Here is a 15,816-nt window from a genome sequence, read left to right on the forward strand (position 1 = left end):
GCCCGCCATTCGGGGGCCTGACAGGGGTCAGCAAGGGAGGAAGATGCGCCGGCGGCTTACCAGCGCTTGGTCTTGATGTTGTGCACGTGCGCGTGCTCGCCGGCCTTGATCGGCGCGACCACGCGGCCGATGTCCACGCCGTACTTGAAGACCGTGTCGTTGGGCGCCATGTCGCGCAGCGCCACCTTGTGGCCGATGGGAATCGGCTGCCGTGCGGTCACGGTAATGGTGCGGTCCTCGTCCATGATCCAGGCATTGAGTTCGGTGCCCGCCTCGATGCCTTCCACCACCGCGACCGCCACGGTATCCCGGGCGTCGTGCAGTACGACATGAATCATCGTTTGTCTCCTTGGGGTTGATTGGCTCGTCCGCGCCTCGGACCGGGCGGCGCCGGGGCGGTGTGAAACCAGCATAGGAAACAGAAAGATAAAGGTCAACCAACTCATCTATATGAATTAGTGGAGTGAGAGTTGGCGCGCATTGCGCCTGGCGACGGGGCGGATGCCGAAATGCAAAGCGGCCCGGTGCGCAGTGCACCGGGCCGCCAGACTGCTGCGCCCCCTCGTCCCCGCGAAGGCGGGGACCCAGTGGCTCTTGCCGTCGTCCCCGCGAAGGCGGGGACCCAGTGGCGTTCGAAGACGCTGGATTCCCGCTTGCGCGGGAACGACGCGCTGGTTCTCCAAGCCCTGTCAGCAATCTGGCGGCCCGGCGCGATGCAGCGGGCGGCCAATGCCGAAGGGCAGAAGGAAGAGGATCAGCCGGCCGCCGGTTCCATGCCGATCGATTGCATCATCTGCGCGTAGCGGCGCACCTCGGCACCGACCATCGCATGGAACTGCGCCGGCGAAGCGCTGCGGCGCAGCTCGCCGGAGTTGGCTTCGATCTGCGCGGTCAGCTTGCCGGCGTCCTGCAACGCCGTGACGGCGGCGAACAGCTTCTGCACCAGCGGCGCGGGCAGGCCCGCCGGCGCGAACAGTCCGCTCCAGTTGTCCAGCTCGAAGCCCGGCGGCAGCGCCTCGGCCAGCGTCGGCACCTGCGGGAAATACGACGAGCGTGACGACGTGGTGACGGCCAGGATACGAATCTGCTTGTTGCGCAGAAATTGCGTCGCGGTGCCGATCACCGGCATGCCGAATTGCGTCTGGCCGCTGAGCATCGCCGTGACGATCTCGGTCGCGCCCTTGTAGGGGATGTGGACCGCGGTGGTGCCGGTCTGGTGCAACAGCGCCTCGACCGCCAGATGGGCCACGCTGCCCTTGCCGCCGGAGCCGTAGTTGAACTTGCCGGGCGCGCGGCGCATCGCCTCGATCAGTTCGGCGGCCGTCTTCCAGGGCGAGTCCGCCGGCACCGCCAGCACGGTCGGGCCGCCCGACAGCGCGGCGATCGCCTGGAAGTCCCTGGCCGGATCGTACGGCTTGTTGCGGTACAGATTGACGTTGATGACGTGCTGGTTGGCGAGCAGGCCGAGGGTATAGCCGTCAGGCTCGGCACGCTTGAGCGCCTGCGCACCGATGATGCCGCCCGCGCCGGGGATGTTCTCCACCACCAGCGACTGCCCCAGCTTCGGGCCCAGTTCGGCGGCGAGATTGCGCGCGGTGATGTCCGGCGAGGTGCCCGCCAGGAAGGGAACGATCAGCCGGATCGGCCGCTCGGGCCAGGCGGCAATGTCCCGCCCTTTGTCGCGCGCGCGCGCCAGTCCCAGCGATCCCAGTGCGCCCGCTGCGGCTACCGCACCGGCAGCCTTCATCCATTCTCTGCGTTGCATTGCTTGTCTCCTGTTGCCTGCCTGGCGCTATGCGTTGCGCCGGTGCGCTGGTTCGCTTGCCCCGTTGGGGGAAACCGGCCGCCGTCAGCTTGCCGCCGCATCCCTGGCACGCGCCGCCGGGGCTTCCTCTCCCGTGTCGAGAATGGCGCGCGCGATGGTGTTGCGCTGGATTTCGCTGGTGCCGGTGAAGATGCGGAACATGCGCAGCTTGCGGAAGGCCTGCTCCACCGGATGGCCGCGCGTCACACCGACATTGCCGTGAATCTGCACCGCCTTGTCGGCCACCTCGAAGCAGCGCTCGGAGACGAACAGCTTGCAGGCGGCGGCCCGCATGCGCAGGTCGGCGCCCGTATCGGCCAGGGCAGCAGTCTGCGCGATCATCGACTCGCAGGCCCACAGCGTGGCCGCCATATCGGCCAGCATATGCTGGATCGCCTGGAAGCGCGCGATCGGCCCGCCGAACTGGCGCCGGGTGCGCGCGTAGTCCAGTGACGACCGGTAGACCGACATCGCCAGCCCCAGCATGGTCGGGCAATGCAGCAGCCGGTTCACGTTGATGCGCGACATGCCGAGCTTGAAGCCATTGCCTTCGCCACCGAGGATATTGGCGCGCGGCACACGGACCTGCTCGAAGCGGATGTCCGCATCGATATGCTGGCCCGACATCGGGGTGTATTCCGTGCTGACCGTGACGCCCGGCAGGTCGAGATCGACCAGCACCGCGCTGATCGACGGCGGCGTGCCGGCCGAACCCGGCGTGGTCACGCACATCACGATCGCGAAGTCGGCGAACGGCGCGCCGCTGATGTAGTGCTTGGTGCCGTCGATCACCAGCTCGTCGCCATCTGCCACCGCGGTGGTCGAGATGCTCATCGCGTCCGAGCCGGAATGCGGCTCGGTCATCGCAAAGCAGGTCGAGCGCTCGCCGCGGATGACCGGGCCGAAATAGCGCGCGATCTGCTCGGGCGTGGCGTACTTCAGCATGTTGCCCACACGCGGCGGGCCGCCCAGGTCGCCCAGTACATGCGGCGCCAGCGAGCAGCCGCTGGCGGCCAGGTCCGCCTTCAGCGCGCACTGTTCGGCAATATTCAGCCCCTTGCCACCCAGCTGCGTCGGCAGGCAGGACGCGTACAGTCCCAGCTCGCTGGAGCGGCGCCACACGCCCTGCAGCACCTCGCGTGGCCACGGGTCTTCCGAGCCAAGGCCCAGTTCCGCCTCGAGCGGGCGCAGTTCCTCCTCGATATAGCGGCGCATCGCCGCGCGGGTCTCGATCAGGACCGGATTGGTCAGATGGTCGAACATGCGTCTCCCCTTCTAGTTCACGCGCCGATCGACGCCCTGCCAGTACTGCTCGCGCACCACCTTGCGCGCCAGCTTGCCGCTGGCGTTCTTGGGCAGCGTGTCGACGAAATCGATCGAGCGCGGCAGCTTGTAGTCGGCGATGCGCTCGCGGCAATGGGCCAGCAGCGAGCCCGCATCGGGCTGGCGGCCGGGACGCAGCGCGATCACCGCCTTCACCGCCTCGCCCCAGCGCTCGTCCGGCACGCTGATCACGCAGGCTTCGAGCACATCGGGATGCTGGTACAGGGTCGCCTCGACCTCGGTCGGATAGACGTTGAAACCGCCCGAAATGATCATGTCCTTCTTGCGGTCGACCAGGTACACGTACCCTTCCTCGTCCACCCTGGCCAGGTCCCCGGTGTGCAGCCAGCCATCGACCAGGACCTCGGCCGTCAGCGCCGGCTCCCCCCAGTAGCCCTGGAACACGTCCTCGCCGCGGATCACCAGTTCGCCGATCGCGTCGCCGCTGACCTCGTTGCCGCGCTCGTCCACCACCCGCACTTCCGTCTCGCCCAGCGCGCGGCCGCACGAGGCCAGCCGCTCCGGCCGGTGCGCCAACGCCCAGGCGTGGTCGGCGGTCGACAGCTTGGTCACGCCCGAGGTCGATTCGCTGGCCCCGTAGCCTTGCGAAAGGATCGGGCCAATGCGCTCCCAGGCCTCGCAGATGCGCGCCGGCGCCATCGGCGCGGCGCCGTAGGCCAGCGTCTTCAGGCTGGACAGATCTGCGCTGCCCAGCGCCGGCTCGGTCAGCAGCATGTTGATCATCGCCGGCACCATGAAGACGTGCGTGATGCGCAGCCGCGCCACCTCGGCCAGGAAGTGCGCCGGCTCGAAGCGGTCGAACAGCACCAGCGTCGCGCCGCAGAACAGGTACGGCTGCATCAGCATGCCGGACGCGTGCGTGATCGGCCCGATCAGCGCAAGCCGGTCGCCCGGGCGGGCCGGCTGGTCCATGCCAAGCACCACCTTGCGCAGCGAGGCGATGCGGTTGCCGTAGCTCTGCATCGCGGCCTTGATCTTGCCGGTCGAGCCGGAGGAAAAATGCAGCACGGCGAGATCGCCGGGCGCCGGGTCGTAGTTCACGGGCGTGGCCGCGGCCTGCTGCAGCAGTGTCTCGTAATCCCGGTAGCCGGGCGCGGACTCGCCGAGCGAGACAAAGACCTCCACCGAACCGAAACCCGGCGTCATGCGCGAATAGCCGGTGAAGCCCTCGCCCGCGATCATCACGCGCGGCGAGCAGTCCTCCATCACCTGCGACGCCTCCGCGGCGGTGAAGCGCGGATTGAGCGCCGCCTTGACCAGGCCCGCCTTGTACAGCGCGCATTCGAGTTCGACCAGTTCGGTGCAGTTGCGCGCCTGTACCGCAACCCGGTCGCCCTTGGCCAGACCCAGGCCCAGCAGCGCATTGGCCAGCCGGGTCGAGCGCTCGTCCAGCGCCGCGTAGGTCAGTATCCGGTCACGGTGTATGACGGCGGCGTGGCCGGCCCAGTAGCGGGCCGCCCGACGCAGGAAATAGGCGAATCCCATCGTGTCTCCTTGTGGCGTTTGCCTCTATGTCTCTGATTGGTGCCTGTCTGGCGCAGTCTGTAAGATGGCGAGCATTACCGCCATGCCGCGTTCGGCATAAAGTCATAACCAACAGGAATCCCTCGCCGTGGCGATCACCGGGGGGAGCGGACAAGCACGATGGAGACACGGGACCTCGAATACCTGCTGGCGATCGGCACCCACGGCGGCATCGGCCGCGCCGCGGAAGCGCTCGGCATCAGCCAGCCCGCCCTGACCAAGGCGGTGCGCCGCGTGGAGACGCAACTCGGCCTGCCGCTGTTCGAGCGCACCGCGCTAGGCATGCGGCCCACCGATGCCGGCAGCACATTCCTGCAGCGCGCGCGCCGGATCCGGCTCGAATACGACGATGCCCTGAAGGAAATGCGCGAGATGCGCACCGGCGAGCTGGGACTGCTGCGGGTCGGCTATTCGCCCTCGATGCCCAACCCGCTGGTGCTCGGCGCCTGCCAGCAACTGCTGCGCGAGCGGCCGGTGGCGCGCTTGCGGCTGGTGCGGCGGCTTGCCCCGGAGTTGATGGACCTGCTGGTCCAGGGGGAACTGGACCTGGCCATTGCGCCCGTGCCCAGCCGGCAGGCGGACCTGTTCGCCGCGCACGCGCTATTCCAGGACAGCCTGGCAGTGATCGCCGACGAAGACCACCCGCTGCAACACCGGCGCGGGCTGACGCTCGCCGACCTGGTCGGGCAGCCGTGGCTGCTGCCACAAGCGCATATCGTGCTGCGGCAACAGGTCGAGGACGCCTTTGAAGCGGCGGGCCTGCCGCCGCCGCTGTTGCGGATCGAAGCGGACTTCGGCAGCGCCTCGCTGCTGCATCTGCTGCGGGGTACCACGCTGCTCAGTGTCGGCGGCGCCTTGATGAATCGTGGCGCCATGGGATTGCGGCCGCTGCCGCTGCCGGTGGAGGAGCTGGACCTGCGCCGAAGGGTGGGCGCCGTCTGGCGCAAGGGCGCCTACCTGTCGCCACTGGCGCAGCGGATGATCGAGATTCTGGAGCAATCCCACACCATGTGAAGCCGCGCCGGTGCGCTCCCTCTCCCCCGGCCCTCTCCCACCAGTGGGAGAAGGGAGTAACCCGTTGGCAGCGAAGCCGCCGTGGGTGTGCTCCCCTCTCCCGCCCGGCGGGAGAGGGGCCGGGGAGAGAAGTCAGCAGCGTCCCCAAGTCCCCTGGATCAGCAAGCCTACTGGACTCCTGCGCCCGATCGACTATCGTATCCAGACGCGCGGCACTCGACCGCCGACATTCAACATGCTTGACCGCTACAGGAGACACAGATGGCCTACGTCGATGGTTTTGTTCTCGCCGTTCCCCAGGCAAACCGGGAAGCCTATCGCCAGCTCGCGGAAACCGCCGCTACCGTGTTCAAGGAGCACGGCGCACAGAAGGTGGTGGAGTGCTGGGGCGACGATGTGCCGGAGGGCAAGGTGACCTCCTTCCCGATGGCCGTCCAGCGCAAGGACGACGAAGCGGTGGTCTTTTCCTGGATCTATTGGCCCTCGCGCGCAACACGCGACGAAGGCATGAAGGCCGCGATGGAAGATCCGCGCCTGAAGCCCGACTTCGACACCATGCCGTTCGATGGCAAGCGGATGATATTCGGGGGCTTCGAGGTGATGCTCGAAGCATAGGACCGGATAAATGGTTCGAGGGACGCCGGAAAACCCGACCCTGCCCGATCACCGCGCGCTGCAACAAGCCAGGGCCGCGGTGGAGGCCGCACAACGCCATCTGGGGCCGGCGCTGCTCGCCGCCTGGCTATACGGGTCAGCCGCGGATGGCGGGCTTCGGACCCATAGCGACATCGACCTGTTGCTGCTGATCGAGGGTGGCCTGCCGGCACCGGCAGGCACTGCCCTGACCGCGAATCTGCTGTATCTGTCCGGCATCCCGGGCGATCCGCAACGGCGCCCGCTGGAGTTGACCATCGTCGACCTCGCGCAAATCAGGCCGTGGCGCTATCCCGCCATCCGCGAGTACCAGTTCGGCGAGTGGCTGCGTGCGGAACTGCTGCAGGGCGCCACCATCGAGCGTCAGCGCGATCCCGACCTGGCCTTGCTGCTGACCGCGGCAAGGCAGCATTCGCACGCCCTGTGGGGTCCATCCGCGGCGCAGCTGCTGGACCCGGTCCCGGAGCGGGACAGGTTGCGGGCGATGCGGGAGATGCTGCCCGAACTGGCGGAGAACTGGGAGGAGGACCCACGTAACGCCGTGTTGACCCTGTGCCGGATGCTGGTGACGGCGGTGACCGGCGACATCGTGCCCAAGGACCAGGCAGCCACATGGGTGCTGCGGCATTTCCCCGGCCCTCATGCGCGGATCGTGGGTTGGGCCCGCGCCGAGTATCTTGGCGAGAACAACGTCGGCGAGAACAACGTCGGCGAGCGCGCCCACAGTGGGGCCGCTATCGGCCCCATCGGGCCCGCCCGCATCGCAGTGCAGGGTCTCGCCGACCTGGTCCAAGCCAGGCTGGACGAGGCGGTCGAACCCCGGACCTGACAGGGAGCCAGGACAAGGCGCCCGCCCCGAGGAGCGGGCGCCGGTCTTACTCCACCGTCACCGACTTGGCCAGATTGCGCGGCTTGTCCACGTCGGTCCCCCGCGCACAGGCGGTGTGATACGCCAGCAGTTGCAGCGGCACCACGTGCAGGATCGGCGAGAGGTCGCCATAGTGCTCGGGCAGACGGATCACCTGGATGCCGTCGGTGGACTGGATATGCGTGTCGGCGTCCGCGAACACATAGAGCCGGCCGCCGCGCGCGCGCACTTCCTGGATGTTGGACTTCAGCTTCTCCAGCAGCGCGTCGTTGGGCGCCACCGTGACCACCGGCATCGCTTCGGTGACCAGTGCCAGCGGGCCGTGCTTCAGCTCGCCCGCCGGGTAGGCCTCGGCATGGATGTAGGAGATTTCCTTCAGCTTGAGCGCGCCTTCCAGCGCGATCGGGTAATGCAGGCCCCGGCCGAGGAACAGCGCATTCTCGCGGCGGGCGAAGTCCTCCGACCACGCGATGATCTGCGGCTCCAGCGCCAGCACGCCATGCAGCGCTGCCGGCAGATGGCGCAGATTGGCCAGCGCCGCCGCCTCGGCATCCTCGGACAGCCGGCCGCGCTGCTTGGCCAGCGCCAGCGTCAGCATGTACAGCGCCGCCAGCTGGGTGGTGAAGGCCTTGGTCGAGGCAACGCCGATCTCGGCGCCGGCGCGCGTGATGAAGCGCAGCTCGGTCTCGCGCACCATCGCGCTGCTCGACACGTTGCAGATGCACAGCGTGTGCTCATGGCCGAGCGACTTGGCGTGGCGCAGCGCCGCCAGCGTGTCGGCGGTCTCCCCGGACTGCGAAATCACCACCACCAGCGCACGCGGGTTGGGCACGGTTTCCCGATAGCGGTACTCGCTGGCGACTTCGACCTGGGTGGGAATGCGGGCGATCGATTCCAGCCAGTACTTGGCCGTGCAGCCCGAGTAATAGCTGGTGCCGCAGGCCAGGATCAGCACGCTGTCCACGCCGGCGAAGATCTGCGGCGCGCGTTCGCCGAACTGCGAAGCGTCGATGACCTCGATGCCTTCGAGCGTATCGCCCAGAGCGCGCGGCTGCTCGAAGATTTCCTTCTGCATGTAGTGACGGTACGGCCCGAGATCGACCGCTGCCGCGTGCGCCTCCACCAGCCGCACTTCGCGCTCGACTTCGTGGTCGTGCAAGTCGTGGATGGTGATGCCGTCGCGCCGGACCTCGACCACGTCGCCTTCTTCCAGGTAGATCACCCGGTTGGCGGTACCCGCAACAGCCAGCGCATCGGAGGCGAGGAACGCCTCGCCCTCGCCCAGCGCGGCGACCAGCGGCGAACCGGCGCGCGCGCCGACCACCACGTCCGGCTGGTCCTTGGCCACCACCGCGATGGCATAGGCGCCCCGCAGCCGCTTGGTAATGGCGCGCACCGAGGCGAACAGGTCGCCGCGGGTGGCGCTGCTCGGATAGGTGTAGGCCTGATGCACGAGGTGTGCGACCACTTCGGTGTCGGTCTGCGAGTCGAAGCCGTAACCGACCGCGCGCAGCTCGTCGCGCAGCGGCTCGTAGTTCTCGATGATGCCGTTATGCACCAGCGCGATCGTCTCGCCGGAGAAATGCGGGTGCGCGTTGGTCGTGTCGGGCTTGCCGTGCGTGGCCCAGCGGGTATGCGCGACGCCGACGGTACCGGCCAGGCCCGACGCCCGGGTCTGCTCGTCCAGATCGGCGACGCGCGCCACTGTGCGGGCCCGCTCCAGCGTATCGTCGCGGACTACCGCCACGCCGCAGGAATCGTAGCCACGATATTCGAGGCGGCGCAGCCCCTCGACCAGGACGGGAACGATGTTGCGGGTCGAAACCGCACCGACGATGCCACACATATTCTCTTCTCCCTGAAGGCAGGCGCGCGGTTGCGCTGCCAGTTCTTGCAGTCATGCCGGGCGGCAGATCGTGCCGGCCCGTGCACCGCGGCGCGCGGATCGCGCCGCTGCGGGCGCCACGTTCGCCGCGGCTTATCTTACTGTTTTGCTGCACCGCCCTCCGGGCGGTCGGCCACATCCGCCGGCGCGGCGCCGCTTGCCGCCTTGGGCAGCTTCGCCGGCCGCTGCCATCCGGGCACGCTGAGCTGGCGGGCACGCGAGACGGTCAGCTGCCCGGCCGGCGCATCGCGTGTCAGCGTGGTGCCGGCACCCAGCGTGGCGCCGCGTCCCACCGTCACCGGCGCGACCAGCTGCGAATCCGAGCCGATGAAGGCGTCATCCTCGATCACGGTGCGGTGCTTGTTGACGCCATCGTAGTTGCAGGTGATGGTACCCGCGCCGATGTTCACGCGCTCGCCGACCGTGGCGTCGCCGACATAGGCCAGGTGGTTCGCCTTGCTGTGCGCGGCGATGCGGCTGTTCTTGATCTCGACGAAATTACCGACATGCACGTCCTCGGCCAGCTCGGCACCCGGGCGCAGCCGGGCATACGGCCCGATACGGCCGCCGGGGCCAACCTGGGCCTGCTCCAGATGGCAGAACGGGTGGATCTGCGCCCCGGAACCGATCTTGCTATTCCGAATCACACAGTGAGGTCCGATGTGCACGCCGTCGTCCAGGTGAACCCGCCCCTCGAACACGCAGCCGACGTCAATCGTGACGTCTCGTCCGCACGTCAGCTCGCCGCGGATATCGATTCGCGCGGGGTCGAGCACCGTGACGCCGGCTTCGAGCAGTTGCTGGGCCAGGTTGCGCTGATGCAGCCGCTCCAGTTCCGCGAGCTGGACCTTGCTGTTGACGCCAAGCGTCTCCCAGAGCGCACCCGGCTGGGCGGACACGACGGCAAGGCCGTCCGCCACCGCGCGCTCGACCGTGTCCGTCAGGTAGTACTCGCCCTGGGCGTTGTCGTTGCGCAGGCTGGCCAGCCAGTCGCCGAGGCGGCCGGTCGGGCAGACGATGATGCCGGTGTTGATCTCGGCAATGGCGCGCTCGGCCTCGGTGGCATCCTTCTGCTCGACGATGCGCTGGATCTGCCCGGCCTCGTTGCGCACGATACGACCATAGCCGGTCGGATCGTCCATGGTCACGGTCAGGATGCCGAAGCGGTCGGCACCGGCGGCGTCGACCAGGGCGCGCAGCGTTGCGGCGCGGGTCAGCGGCACGTCGCCGTACAGAACCAGCGTCGGTTGCGCAGGATCCAGCAGCGGCAAGGCCTGCATCACCGCATGGCCGGTGCCCAGCTGCTGCGCCTGCAGGGCGAACTGCACGTCCGGCGCACCGACGGCGGCGCGGACCTGGTCGGCGCCATGGCCGACCACGACGACCAGCCGCGACGGAGACAGCGAGCGGGCCGTATCGAGCACGTGGGCCAGCAGGGGCCGGCCGGCGATCGGATGCAGCACCTTGGGCAAAGCCGAGTGCATCCGTTTGCCCATGCCGGCAGCAAGAATGACGATGTTCACGAGGAGGTTCCTAAGTGAGTGCGCCCGAAATGACTTCCGGAACGGATCGGCAAGGCGTGGAGTCCGCCCTGGCGGCCGATGCCCATTGCCGGCATGGCAGGCTCGACCCAGTGGTCGACAACACCGTCGACAACACGGCGGCTTGCCGGAAAGCGCCTGCCAAGGCTGCGCACGGTACGGCCCGGACGGCCGCAAACCCTTGTCCAGCCTCGGCTGGCGGGGGTCGGAGGGAGCCGTCCGGAATGCGCGACGATTCTAGCATGGGGGGTATCCGACGCTTGCTGGCTGTTGCGCAAATTCACAATCTGCGGTTGCGCGCACTGATCGCCGGATCGGTTCTGGTATTGCTGACGGCCTGCAATGCGATGAAGCTGGGCTATCAGCAGGGCGACCACCTTGCCTACTGGTGGGTGGACAACTACGTGGACGTCACCGACGACCAGGAGCCGCAGACCAAGGACGCCATCGCCCGGTTCTTTGCCTGGCACCGGCGCAGCCAGCTGCCGGAAATCGAGGCGCTGCTGCAGCGGGCCAAGTCCGAGGTCCAGCAGCCGGTTACCGAGGCGCAGCTCGACCGCTTCCGTGACGAATCGATGCGCCTGACCCGGCTGTCCTATGACCATGCGATTCCCGACGTAGCGGACCTGCTGTTGACGCTGCAGCCGGAACAGGTCCGCCGCATGGAACGCAAGTTCGCCGACGGCAACGAGAAGTACCGCAAGAAATTTCTTCGCGGCGACCCGCAGGACCGTCTTGATGCCCGCTTCGACAAGGTAATGGAGTGGTCCACGCTGGTCTATGGCCGGTTTTCCCGACAGCAGGAAGACGCCATTCGCAAGGCCCTGGCCCCGGTGGTGGATAACGCGGAAGCCCGCTACGCCGAGCGCTTGAAGCGCCAGCAGGCATGGCTCGCACTGGTGCGGCAGGTTCAGGCCGAGAAGCCGCCCAAGGCGCGCGTCATCGAATTGCTGCAGCGCTTCGGCGACCAATGGCAGGCGCCGCCCACCCGCGAGCGGCGCATCAGCTATGAGGCGGCCAGCGACACCGGCCTGGCGGTGGCGGCGACCATTGCCAACCTGACCACGCCCGAGCAAAAGCGTCACGCAGTGAACCGCTTCCAGGGGTGGATCGACGATGTGCGCGCATTGATGCGTGAAGCGCCGCGCGAAGCGCCCCGTAAAGCGCCCGTGCAGCCAGCGCACGCATCGAACTGACGCTGCGGCCGGCCGATCCGGTCAAGGGGCGGGGTCAGCTTGCCGCTTGCGGTTCGGATGCGGATGCCGGCTGCGCCGGCGAGGGCTTCTCGAAGCGGACGAACTCCATCCGGTTCTCCGCACTGCCGCCGGCGAATACCAGCGGCTGCTGCTGGAACGTCGAATCTCCGAACAGCGAGGCCTCGTCCACCTTGGCGAGGCCCGTCGCCAGTCCATTGAAGTCGAACAATTCGGTATCGGCCAGGTGCGACGGCACCACGTTCTTCAGCGCCGAGAAGATGTTGTCGATCCGGCCCGGATTCTGCCGCTCCCAGTCGAGCAGCATCTCCTTGACCTTCTTGCGCTGCAGGTTCTCCTGCGAGCCGCACAGGTTGCACGGGATGATCGGAAACTCCATCGCGCGCGCATAGGCGGCGATGTCCTTTTCCGAGCAATAGGCCAGCGGACGGATCACGATATGCTGGCCGTCGTCGGTAGCCAGCTTGGGCGGCATCGATTTCATCTTGCCGCCGAAGAACATGTTCAGGAAGAAGGTCTGGACGATGTCGTCGCGGTGGTGGCCCAGCGCAATCTTGTTGGCGCCCAGTTCCTTGGCAGTCCGATAGATCACACCGCGCCGCAGCCGGGAGCACAGCGAGCAGGTCGTCTTGCCCTCGGGGACCTTCTCCTTGACGATCGAATACGTGTCCGCCTCGACGATCACGTACTGCACGCCAATGCCGTCCAGATACCGCGGCAGCACGTCCTCGGGAAAGCCCGGCTGCTTCTGGTCCAGATTCATCGCGATCAGCTTGAAGTCGATCGGCGCCCGCTTCTGCAATGCCATCAGCACCGACAGCATCGTGTACGAGTCCTTGCCGCCGGACAGGCAGACCAGCACCGTATCGCCGTCCTCGATCATCTTGAAGTCGCCAATGGCGCGACCGGTCTGCGACTGCAGATAGGTCTCGAGGCGGTAGAAGTTCTTCGAATGGCTGGTGTCGGTCATGGCGGAAACAGGCGAAGCGGGGGCGAGCGGGGCCGCCGTGCGGGGAAAGGCGGGTATTTTACCGGGGGAAGCGCAGGGCTGCTGGCAGCGAACGCGCGATCACATCAGCAACGCTGCTAGTCTGCCCCCTCGCCCGCTCGCGGGAGAGGGACCGGCGGAGAGGGCGACCGCTGCGGCTCCAGCTTCCACCAATGTGCCTCAGTTCTTGATGTGAAACACCTCCACCCCCACCGAATCGCAATCCGGATACACGTCCGGCTTCTCGGTGGAAACGCGCACGGCGCGCACCTTGGGGTGCTTGAGCATCTCGCGTGCGACGTCATCGCACAGGGTCTCCTGCAGGTGGACATGCCCTTGCGCCATGCGGTCGGCAACGGTATTGCGCATGAAGTCGTAATCGACCACTTCGTGCAGCTTGTCGTCCTGCGGCGTGCTTTCCGCCAGCGGCACGTACAGGTCGATATTGATCAGCACGCGCTGCTCGCCCTTCTTCTCGAACTCGTGCACGCCGATATTGATCTGCACTTCATAGTTGCGCAGGAACATGCGGCGGCAGTCTTGCAGGCTGGGATGGGAAAGAGCGGCGAACATGGCGGCGGATTGCTGAAAAAAGAAGATCGGTAAGCCGGACGCGCTTGCCCTCGCAGGCGCGCATCCGGAAAAGGTCATTCGGTCAGGAACATCACGTCCCGCGCCAGCGGCATCAGGTGCTGGCCGCCGTCGACATACAACGTCGTGCCGGTCACCGCGCGCGCCTCGGCGAGGTAGGCCACGGCCTGGGCGATATCCTCCGGCGTGGAAGACTGGCCCAGCGGCGTCATCCGGTGCGCGCGCTTGAAGCCGCCCCCGGACTGGTCGCCCGATACCAGCGTGATGCCCGGCGCGACGCCGACCACGCGCAGCCGCGGCGCCAGCGCCTGTGCGAGCTGCATGGTCGCGGTCTGCAACGCGGCCTTGGAGAGGGTATAGGACAGGAAGTCCGGATTCAGGTTGTCCAGCTTCTGGTCCAGCAGATTGATCACCACGCCGCGCTGGTCGGCCTGCAGCGCCTTGTGCAACTCGCGCGCAAGCAGCAGCGGGGCGGCGACGTTGGTACGCATGTGGGTGTCCAGCGACGCATAGGAGAAGCTGGTCGCGACATCGTACTGGAACAGCGAGGCGTTGTTGACCAGGCACGTCGGCACGCCGAGCGCCTCGGTGCAGCCGGCGATCAGATTGCCGGTCGCCGCCTCGTCGCTGAGGTCGGCCTGCAGCACGGCGGCCCGGCGTCCCATCGCGCGCAACTGCGTGGCCAGCGCCTCGGCCTCGTCGCGGGAACGATGGCAATGCACGGCGATGTCCCAGCCGCGCGCCGCCAGCTCCAGCGCAATCGCGCGGCCGATACGGCGGGCGCCGCCGGTCACGAGGGCGATGCCGCGCGCAGCGGCGGACGGACCGGCGCCAGGCGCCGCGGCGGAGGACGCGGACGCGGAGGACGCGGACGCGGATGCCGACGCGGAAGCGGAAGCGGTGGACTCTGCGGAAGAAGCGGAAGCTGGCATTGCTACAATCGCGGGATGCAGAAAACCGGTAGTCTACCCCTTCCCTCCGCCGACGCGCTGGAGGCGTCGTCCCGACTGTCCGAGCACATCGGCGAGGCGATCGACGCCGCTGGCGGGTGGCTCGGCTTCGATCGCTATATGTCGATGGCGCTCTATGCCCCGGGACTCGGGTACTACAGCGGCGGAGCGGCCAAGTTCGGGCGGGATGTGCGCGACGGCAGCGACTTCGTGACCGCGCCGGAACTGACGCCGTTCTTCGCGCGCACGGTGGCCCGCCAGGTGGGGCAATGGCTGGCCGAAGGCCTCGATGCGGTGATGGAGTTCGGCGCCGGTACCGGCCGCCTTGCCGCCGATCTGCTGACGGCACTGGAGCAGCAGGGTCAGTTGCCGCGCCGCTACACGATTGTCGAGTTGTCGGGCGAGTTGCGCGAGCGGCAACAGCGCACGCTGGCCGAGCGCGCCCCGCATCTGGCTGACCGCGTGCAATGGCTGGACGCCCTGCCTGCGGCCTTCGACGGCGTGGTGATCGGCAATGAGGTACTGGACGCCATGCCGGTGCGGCTCTATGCCCGGCAGCGCGGCCTCTGGCACGAGCGTGGCGTCGCCCATGCGGACCTCAGCCCGGACGCGAATGTCGGTGCCCGTTTCGCCTATGCCGATCGCCCCTTGCCATCGCAGGACATTCCGGCGGTGCTGGCTGCCATCCCGGGCGATCACGATGTCATCACCGAGACGCATGCGGAAGCGGAGGGCTTCATGCGTTCAGTGGGCGCGATGCTCGGCAAGGGCGCCGTGCTGCTGATCGACTACGGCTTTCCCGCCGCGGAGTACTACCACCCGCAACGCACCGGCGGCACGCTGATGTGCCACTACCGCCATCATGCGCATCCGGACCCCTTCCTGTATCCGGGGCTGCAGGACATCACCGCCCACGTCAACTTCAGCGGCATTGCGCTGGCTGCCGTGGAAGCGGGCCTGACCGTGGCGGGGTTCGCCTCGCAGGCGCGCTTCCTGATGAACGCCGGCATCACGGAGCTGCTGATGACGCTCGATCCCGCCGATGCCGCCAGCTTCCTGCCCGCCGCCAACGCGGTGCAGAAGCTGCTGTCCGAAGCGGAGATGGGGGAGCTGTTCAAGGTCATCGCGCTGACCCGCGGCCTTGACGACTCGCTCCCGGCCGGATTCCGCGCCGGCGACCGCAGTTACACCCTGTAGCCGGAGCCGTCGCCATGCTGCGCTGGACGCTCACCATCTTCCTGTCGGTCATCATCCTGTCGTCCGCCCTGCCGTGGCTCAAGCGCATCGGTCTTGGCAGGCTGCCGGGCGACGTGCGTTTTCGCGTGTTCGGCCGCGAGATGGTGTTGCCGTTTGCCTCCACGGTGCTCCTGTCGCTGCTGGTGCTGGTGATCGGGCGCATGTTCTGAGCGCCCTCTCCCGCCGCGCTCTCCCGCGCGGCG

Annotated in this window: 15 protein-coding genes; 6 read left to right on the forward strand and 9 right to left on the reverse strand. The window is 67.7% G+C overall.

Annotated features, from left to right (window positions below):
- Nucleotides 1-56: 56 nt before the first annotated feature.
- The 4 genes from K6V06_RS06475 to K6V06_RS06490 all read right to left on the reverse strand — a co-directional run bounded on the left by K6V06_RS06475 (nucleotide 57) and on the right by K6V06_RS06490 (nucleotide 4,633).
- Nucleotides 57-338, reverse strand: coding sequence for a UxaA family hydrolase (locus K6V06_RS06475; protein ID WP_222241168.1), 282 nt, complete (start codon nucleotides 336-338; stop codon nucleotides 57-59).
- A 416-nt stretch (nucleotides 339-754) separates the two neighbouring features.
- Nucleotides 755-1,765: a tripartite tricarboxylate transporter substrate binding protein gene (locus tag K6V06_RS06480; RefSeq protein WP_222241170.1), complete on the reverse strand. Its 1,011-nt coding sequence runs from the start codon at nucleotides 1,763-1,765 to the stop codon at nucleotides 755-757.
- Nucleotides 1,766-1,849: 84 nt separating this feature from the next.
- Complete coding sequence (locus tag K6V06_RS06485; RefSeq protein WP_222241172.1) at nucleotides 1,850-3,067, reverse strand: acyl-CoA dehydrogenase family protein; 1,218 nt, start codon at nucleotides 3,065-3,067, stop codon at nucleotides 1,850-1,852.
- Nucleotides 3,068-3,079: 12 nt separating this feature from the next.
- On the reverse strand, nucleotides 3,080-4,633 hold the full coding sequence (locus K6V06_RS06490) for an AMP-binding protein (RefSeq protein WP_222241174.1): 1,554 nt from the start codon (nucleotides 4,631-4,633) through the stop codon (nucleotides 3,080-3,082).
- A gap of 159 nt (nucleotides 4,634-4,792) precedes the next feature.
- On the opposite strand from K6V06_RS06490, the gene K6V06_RS06495 reads away from it, so the two are divergent.
- The 3 genes from K6V06_RS06495 (at nucleotide 4,793) to K6V06_RS06505 (ending at nucleotide 7,169) form a co-directional block, all read left to right on the forward strand.
- Nucleotides 4,793-5,686: a LysR family transcriptional regulator gene (locus K6V06_RS06495; protein ID WP_222241176.1), complete on the forward strand. Its 894-nt coding sequence runs from the start codon at nucleotides 4,793-4,795 to the stop codon at nucleotides 5,684-5,686.
- A 261-nt stretch (nucleotides 5,687-5,947) separates the two neighbouring features.
- Nucleotides 5,948-6,301 carry a DUF1428 domain-containing protein gene (locus tag K6V06_RS06500; RefSeq protein ID WP_222241178.1) on the forward strand — a complete coding sequence of 118 codons (354 nt, stop codon included), beginning with the start codon at nucleotides 5,948-5,950 and terminating at the stop codon, nucleotides 6,299-6,301.
- A gap of 10 nt (nucleotides 6,302-6,311) precedes the next feature.
- Nucleotides 6,312-7,169, forward strand: coding sequence for an aminoglycoside adenylyltransferase family protein (locus tag K6V06_RS06505; RefSeq protein WP_222241180.1), 858 nt, complete (start codon nucleotides 6,312-6,314; stop codon nucleotides 7,167-7,169).
- A 46-nt stretch (nucleotides 7,170-7,215) separates the two neighbouring features.
- Here the strand turns inward: K6V06_RS06505 and glmS are convergent, their stop codons facing one another.
- Together glmS and glmU are read right to left on the reverse strand one after the other, a co-directional pair.
- Nucleotides 7,216-9,054: a glutamine--fructose-6-phosphate transaminase (isomerizing) gene (glmS, locus tag K6V06_RS06510; RefSeq protein ID WP_222241189.1), complete on the reverse strand. Its 1,839-nt coding sequence runs from the start codon at nucleotides 9,052-9,054 to the stop codon at nucleotides 7,216-7,218.
- A gap of 137 nt (nucleotides 9,055-9,191) precedes the next feature.
- Nucleotides 9,192-10,616 carry a bifunctional UDP-N-acetylglucosamine diphosphorylase/glucosamine-1-phosphate N-acetyltransferase GlmU gene (gene glmU, locus K6V06_RS06515; protein ID WP_222241191.1) on the reverse strand — a complete coding sequence of 475 codons (1,425 nt, stop codon included), beginning with the start codon at nucleotides 10,614-10,616 and terminating at the stop codon, nucleotides 9,192-9,194.
- A gap of 14 nt (nucleotides 10,617-10,630) precedes the next feature.
- Here glmU and K6V06_RS06520 point away from each other — a divergent pair, with 14 nt between their 5' ends.
- Nucleotides 10,631-11,830: a DUF6279 family lipoprotein gene (locus tag K6V06_RS06520; protein ID WP_370637404.1), complete on the forward strand. Its 1,200-nt coding sequence runs from the start codon at nucleotides 10,631-10,633 to the stop codon at nucleotides 11,828-11,830.
- A 34-nt stretch (nucleotides 11,831-11,864) separates the two neighbouring features.
- On the opposite strand, the gene ttcA is transcribed toward K6V06_RS06520, so the two are convergent.
- The 3 genes from ttcA to K6V06_RS06535 all read right to left on the reverse strand — a co-directional run bounded on the left by ttcA (nucleotide 11,865) and on the right by K6V06_RS06535 (nucleotide 14,230).
- On the reverse strand, nucleotides 11,865-12,818 hold the full coding sequence (gene ttcA, locus K6V06_RS06525) for a tRNA 2-thiocytidine(32) synthetase TtcA (protein ID WP_222241193.1): 954 nt from the start codon (nucleotides 12,816-12,818) through the stop codon (nucleotides 11,865-11,867).
- A 198-nt stretch (nucleotides 12,819-13,016) separates the two neighbouring features.
- A complete protein-coding gene (locus tag K6V06_RS06530) occupies nucleotides 13,017-13,409 on the reverse strand; it encodes a dihydroneopterin aldolase (RefSeq protein WP_222241202.1) in 393 nt (130 codons plus the stop codon).
- A gap of 74 nt (nucleotides 13,410-13,483) precedes the next feature.
- Entirely contained in the window at nucleotides 13,484-14,230 is a 747-nt protein-coding gene (locus K6V06_RS06535) for an SDR family oxidoreductase (RefSeq protein WP_222241536.1), read from the reverse strand.
- Between the two features lie 144 nt (nucleotides 14,231-14,374).
- On the opposite strand from K6V06_RS06535, the gene K6V06_RS06540 reads away from it, so the two are divergent.
- Both K6V06_RS06540 and K6V06_RS06545 read left to right on the forward strand, forming a co-directional pair.
- Nucleotides 14,375-15,574: a class I SAM-dependent methyltransferase gene (locus tag K6V06_RS06540; protein WP_222241204.1), complete on the forward strand. Its 1,200-nt coding sequence runs from the start codon at nucleotides 14,375-14,377 to the stop codon at nucleotides 15,572-15,574.
- 14 nt (nucleotides 15,575-15,588) lie between these two features.
- The gene (locus K6V06_RS06545; RefSeq protein ID WP_222241206.1) at nucleotides 15,589-15,783 is read left to right on the forward strand and encodes a DUF2905 domain-containing protein; all 195 of its coding nucleotides are present in this window, start codon (nucleotides 15,589-15,591) and stop codon (nucleotides 15,781-15,783) included.
- The last annotated feature ends 33 nt before the right edge of the window (nucleotides 15,784-15,816 follow it).

The sequence above is a fragment of the Cupriavidus sp. AU9028 genome (genome assembly GCF_019795295.1).
Taxonomy (GTDB): Bacteria; Pseudomonadota; Gammaproteobacteria; order Burkholderiales; family Burkholderiaceae; genus Cupriavidus.

Coding starts and splice junctions, on each gene's coding strand:
- K6V06_RS06485 (WP_222241172.1), bottom strand. CDS start 3,067: ATGTTCGACCATCTGACCAATCCGGTCCTGATCGAGACCCGCGCGGCG.
- K6V06_RS06490 (WP_222241174.1), bottom strand. CDS start 4,633: ATGGGATTCGCCTATTTCCTGCGTCGGGCGGCCCGCTACTGGGCCGGC.
- K6V06_RS06540 (WP_222241204.1), top strand. CDS start 14,375: ATGCAGAAAACCGGTAGTCTACCCCTTCCCTCCGCCGACGCGCTGGAG.
- K6V06_RS06495 (WP_222241176.1), top strand. CDS start 4,793: ATGGAGACACGGGACCTCGAATACCTGCTGGCGATCGGCACCCACGGC.
- K6V06_RS06480 (WP_222241170.1), bottom strand. CDS start 1,765: ATGCAACGCAGAGAATGGATGAAGGCTGCCGGTGCGGTAGCCGCAGCG.
- K6V06_RS06545 (WP_222241206.1), top strand. CDS start 15,589: ATGCTGCGCTGGACGCTCACCATCTTCCTGTCGGTCATCATCCTGTCG.
- ttcA (WP_222241193.1), bottom strand. CDS start 12,818: ATGACCGACACCAGCCATTCGAAGAACTTCTACCGCCTCGAGACCTAT.
- K6V06_RS06530 (WP_222241202.1), bottom strand. CDS start 13,409: ATGTTCGCCGCTCTTTCCCATCCCAGCCTGCAAGACTGCCGCCGCATG.
- glmS (WP_222241189.1), bottom strand. CDS start 9,054: ATGTGTGGCATCGTCGGTGCGGTTTCGACCCGCAACATCGTTCCCGTC.
- K6V06_RS06500 (WP_222241178.1), top strand. CDS start 5,948: ATGGCCTACGTCGATGGTTTTGTTCTCGCCGTTCCCCAGGCAAACCGG.
- K6V06_RS06505 (WP_222241180.1), top strand. CDS start 6,312: ATGGTTCGAGGGACGCCGGAAAACCCGACCCTGCCCGATCACCGCGCG.
- K6V06_RS06475 (WP_222241168.1), bottom strand. CDS start 338: ATGATTCATGTCGTACTGCACGACGCCCGGGATACCGTGGCGGTCGCG.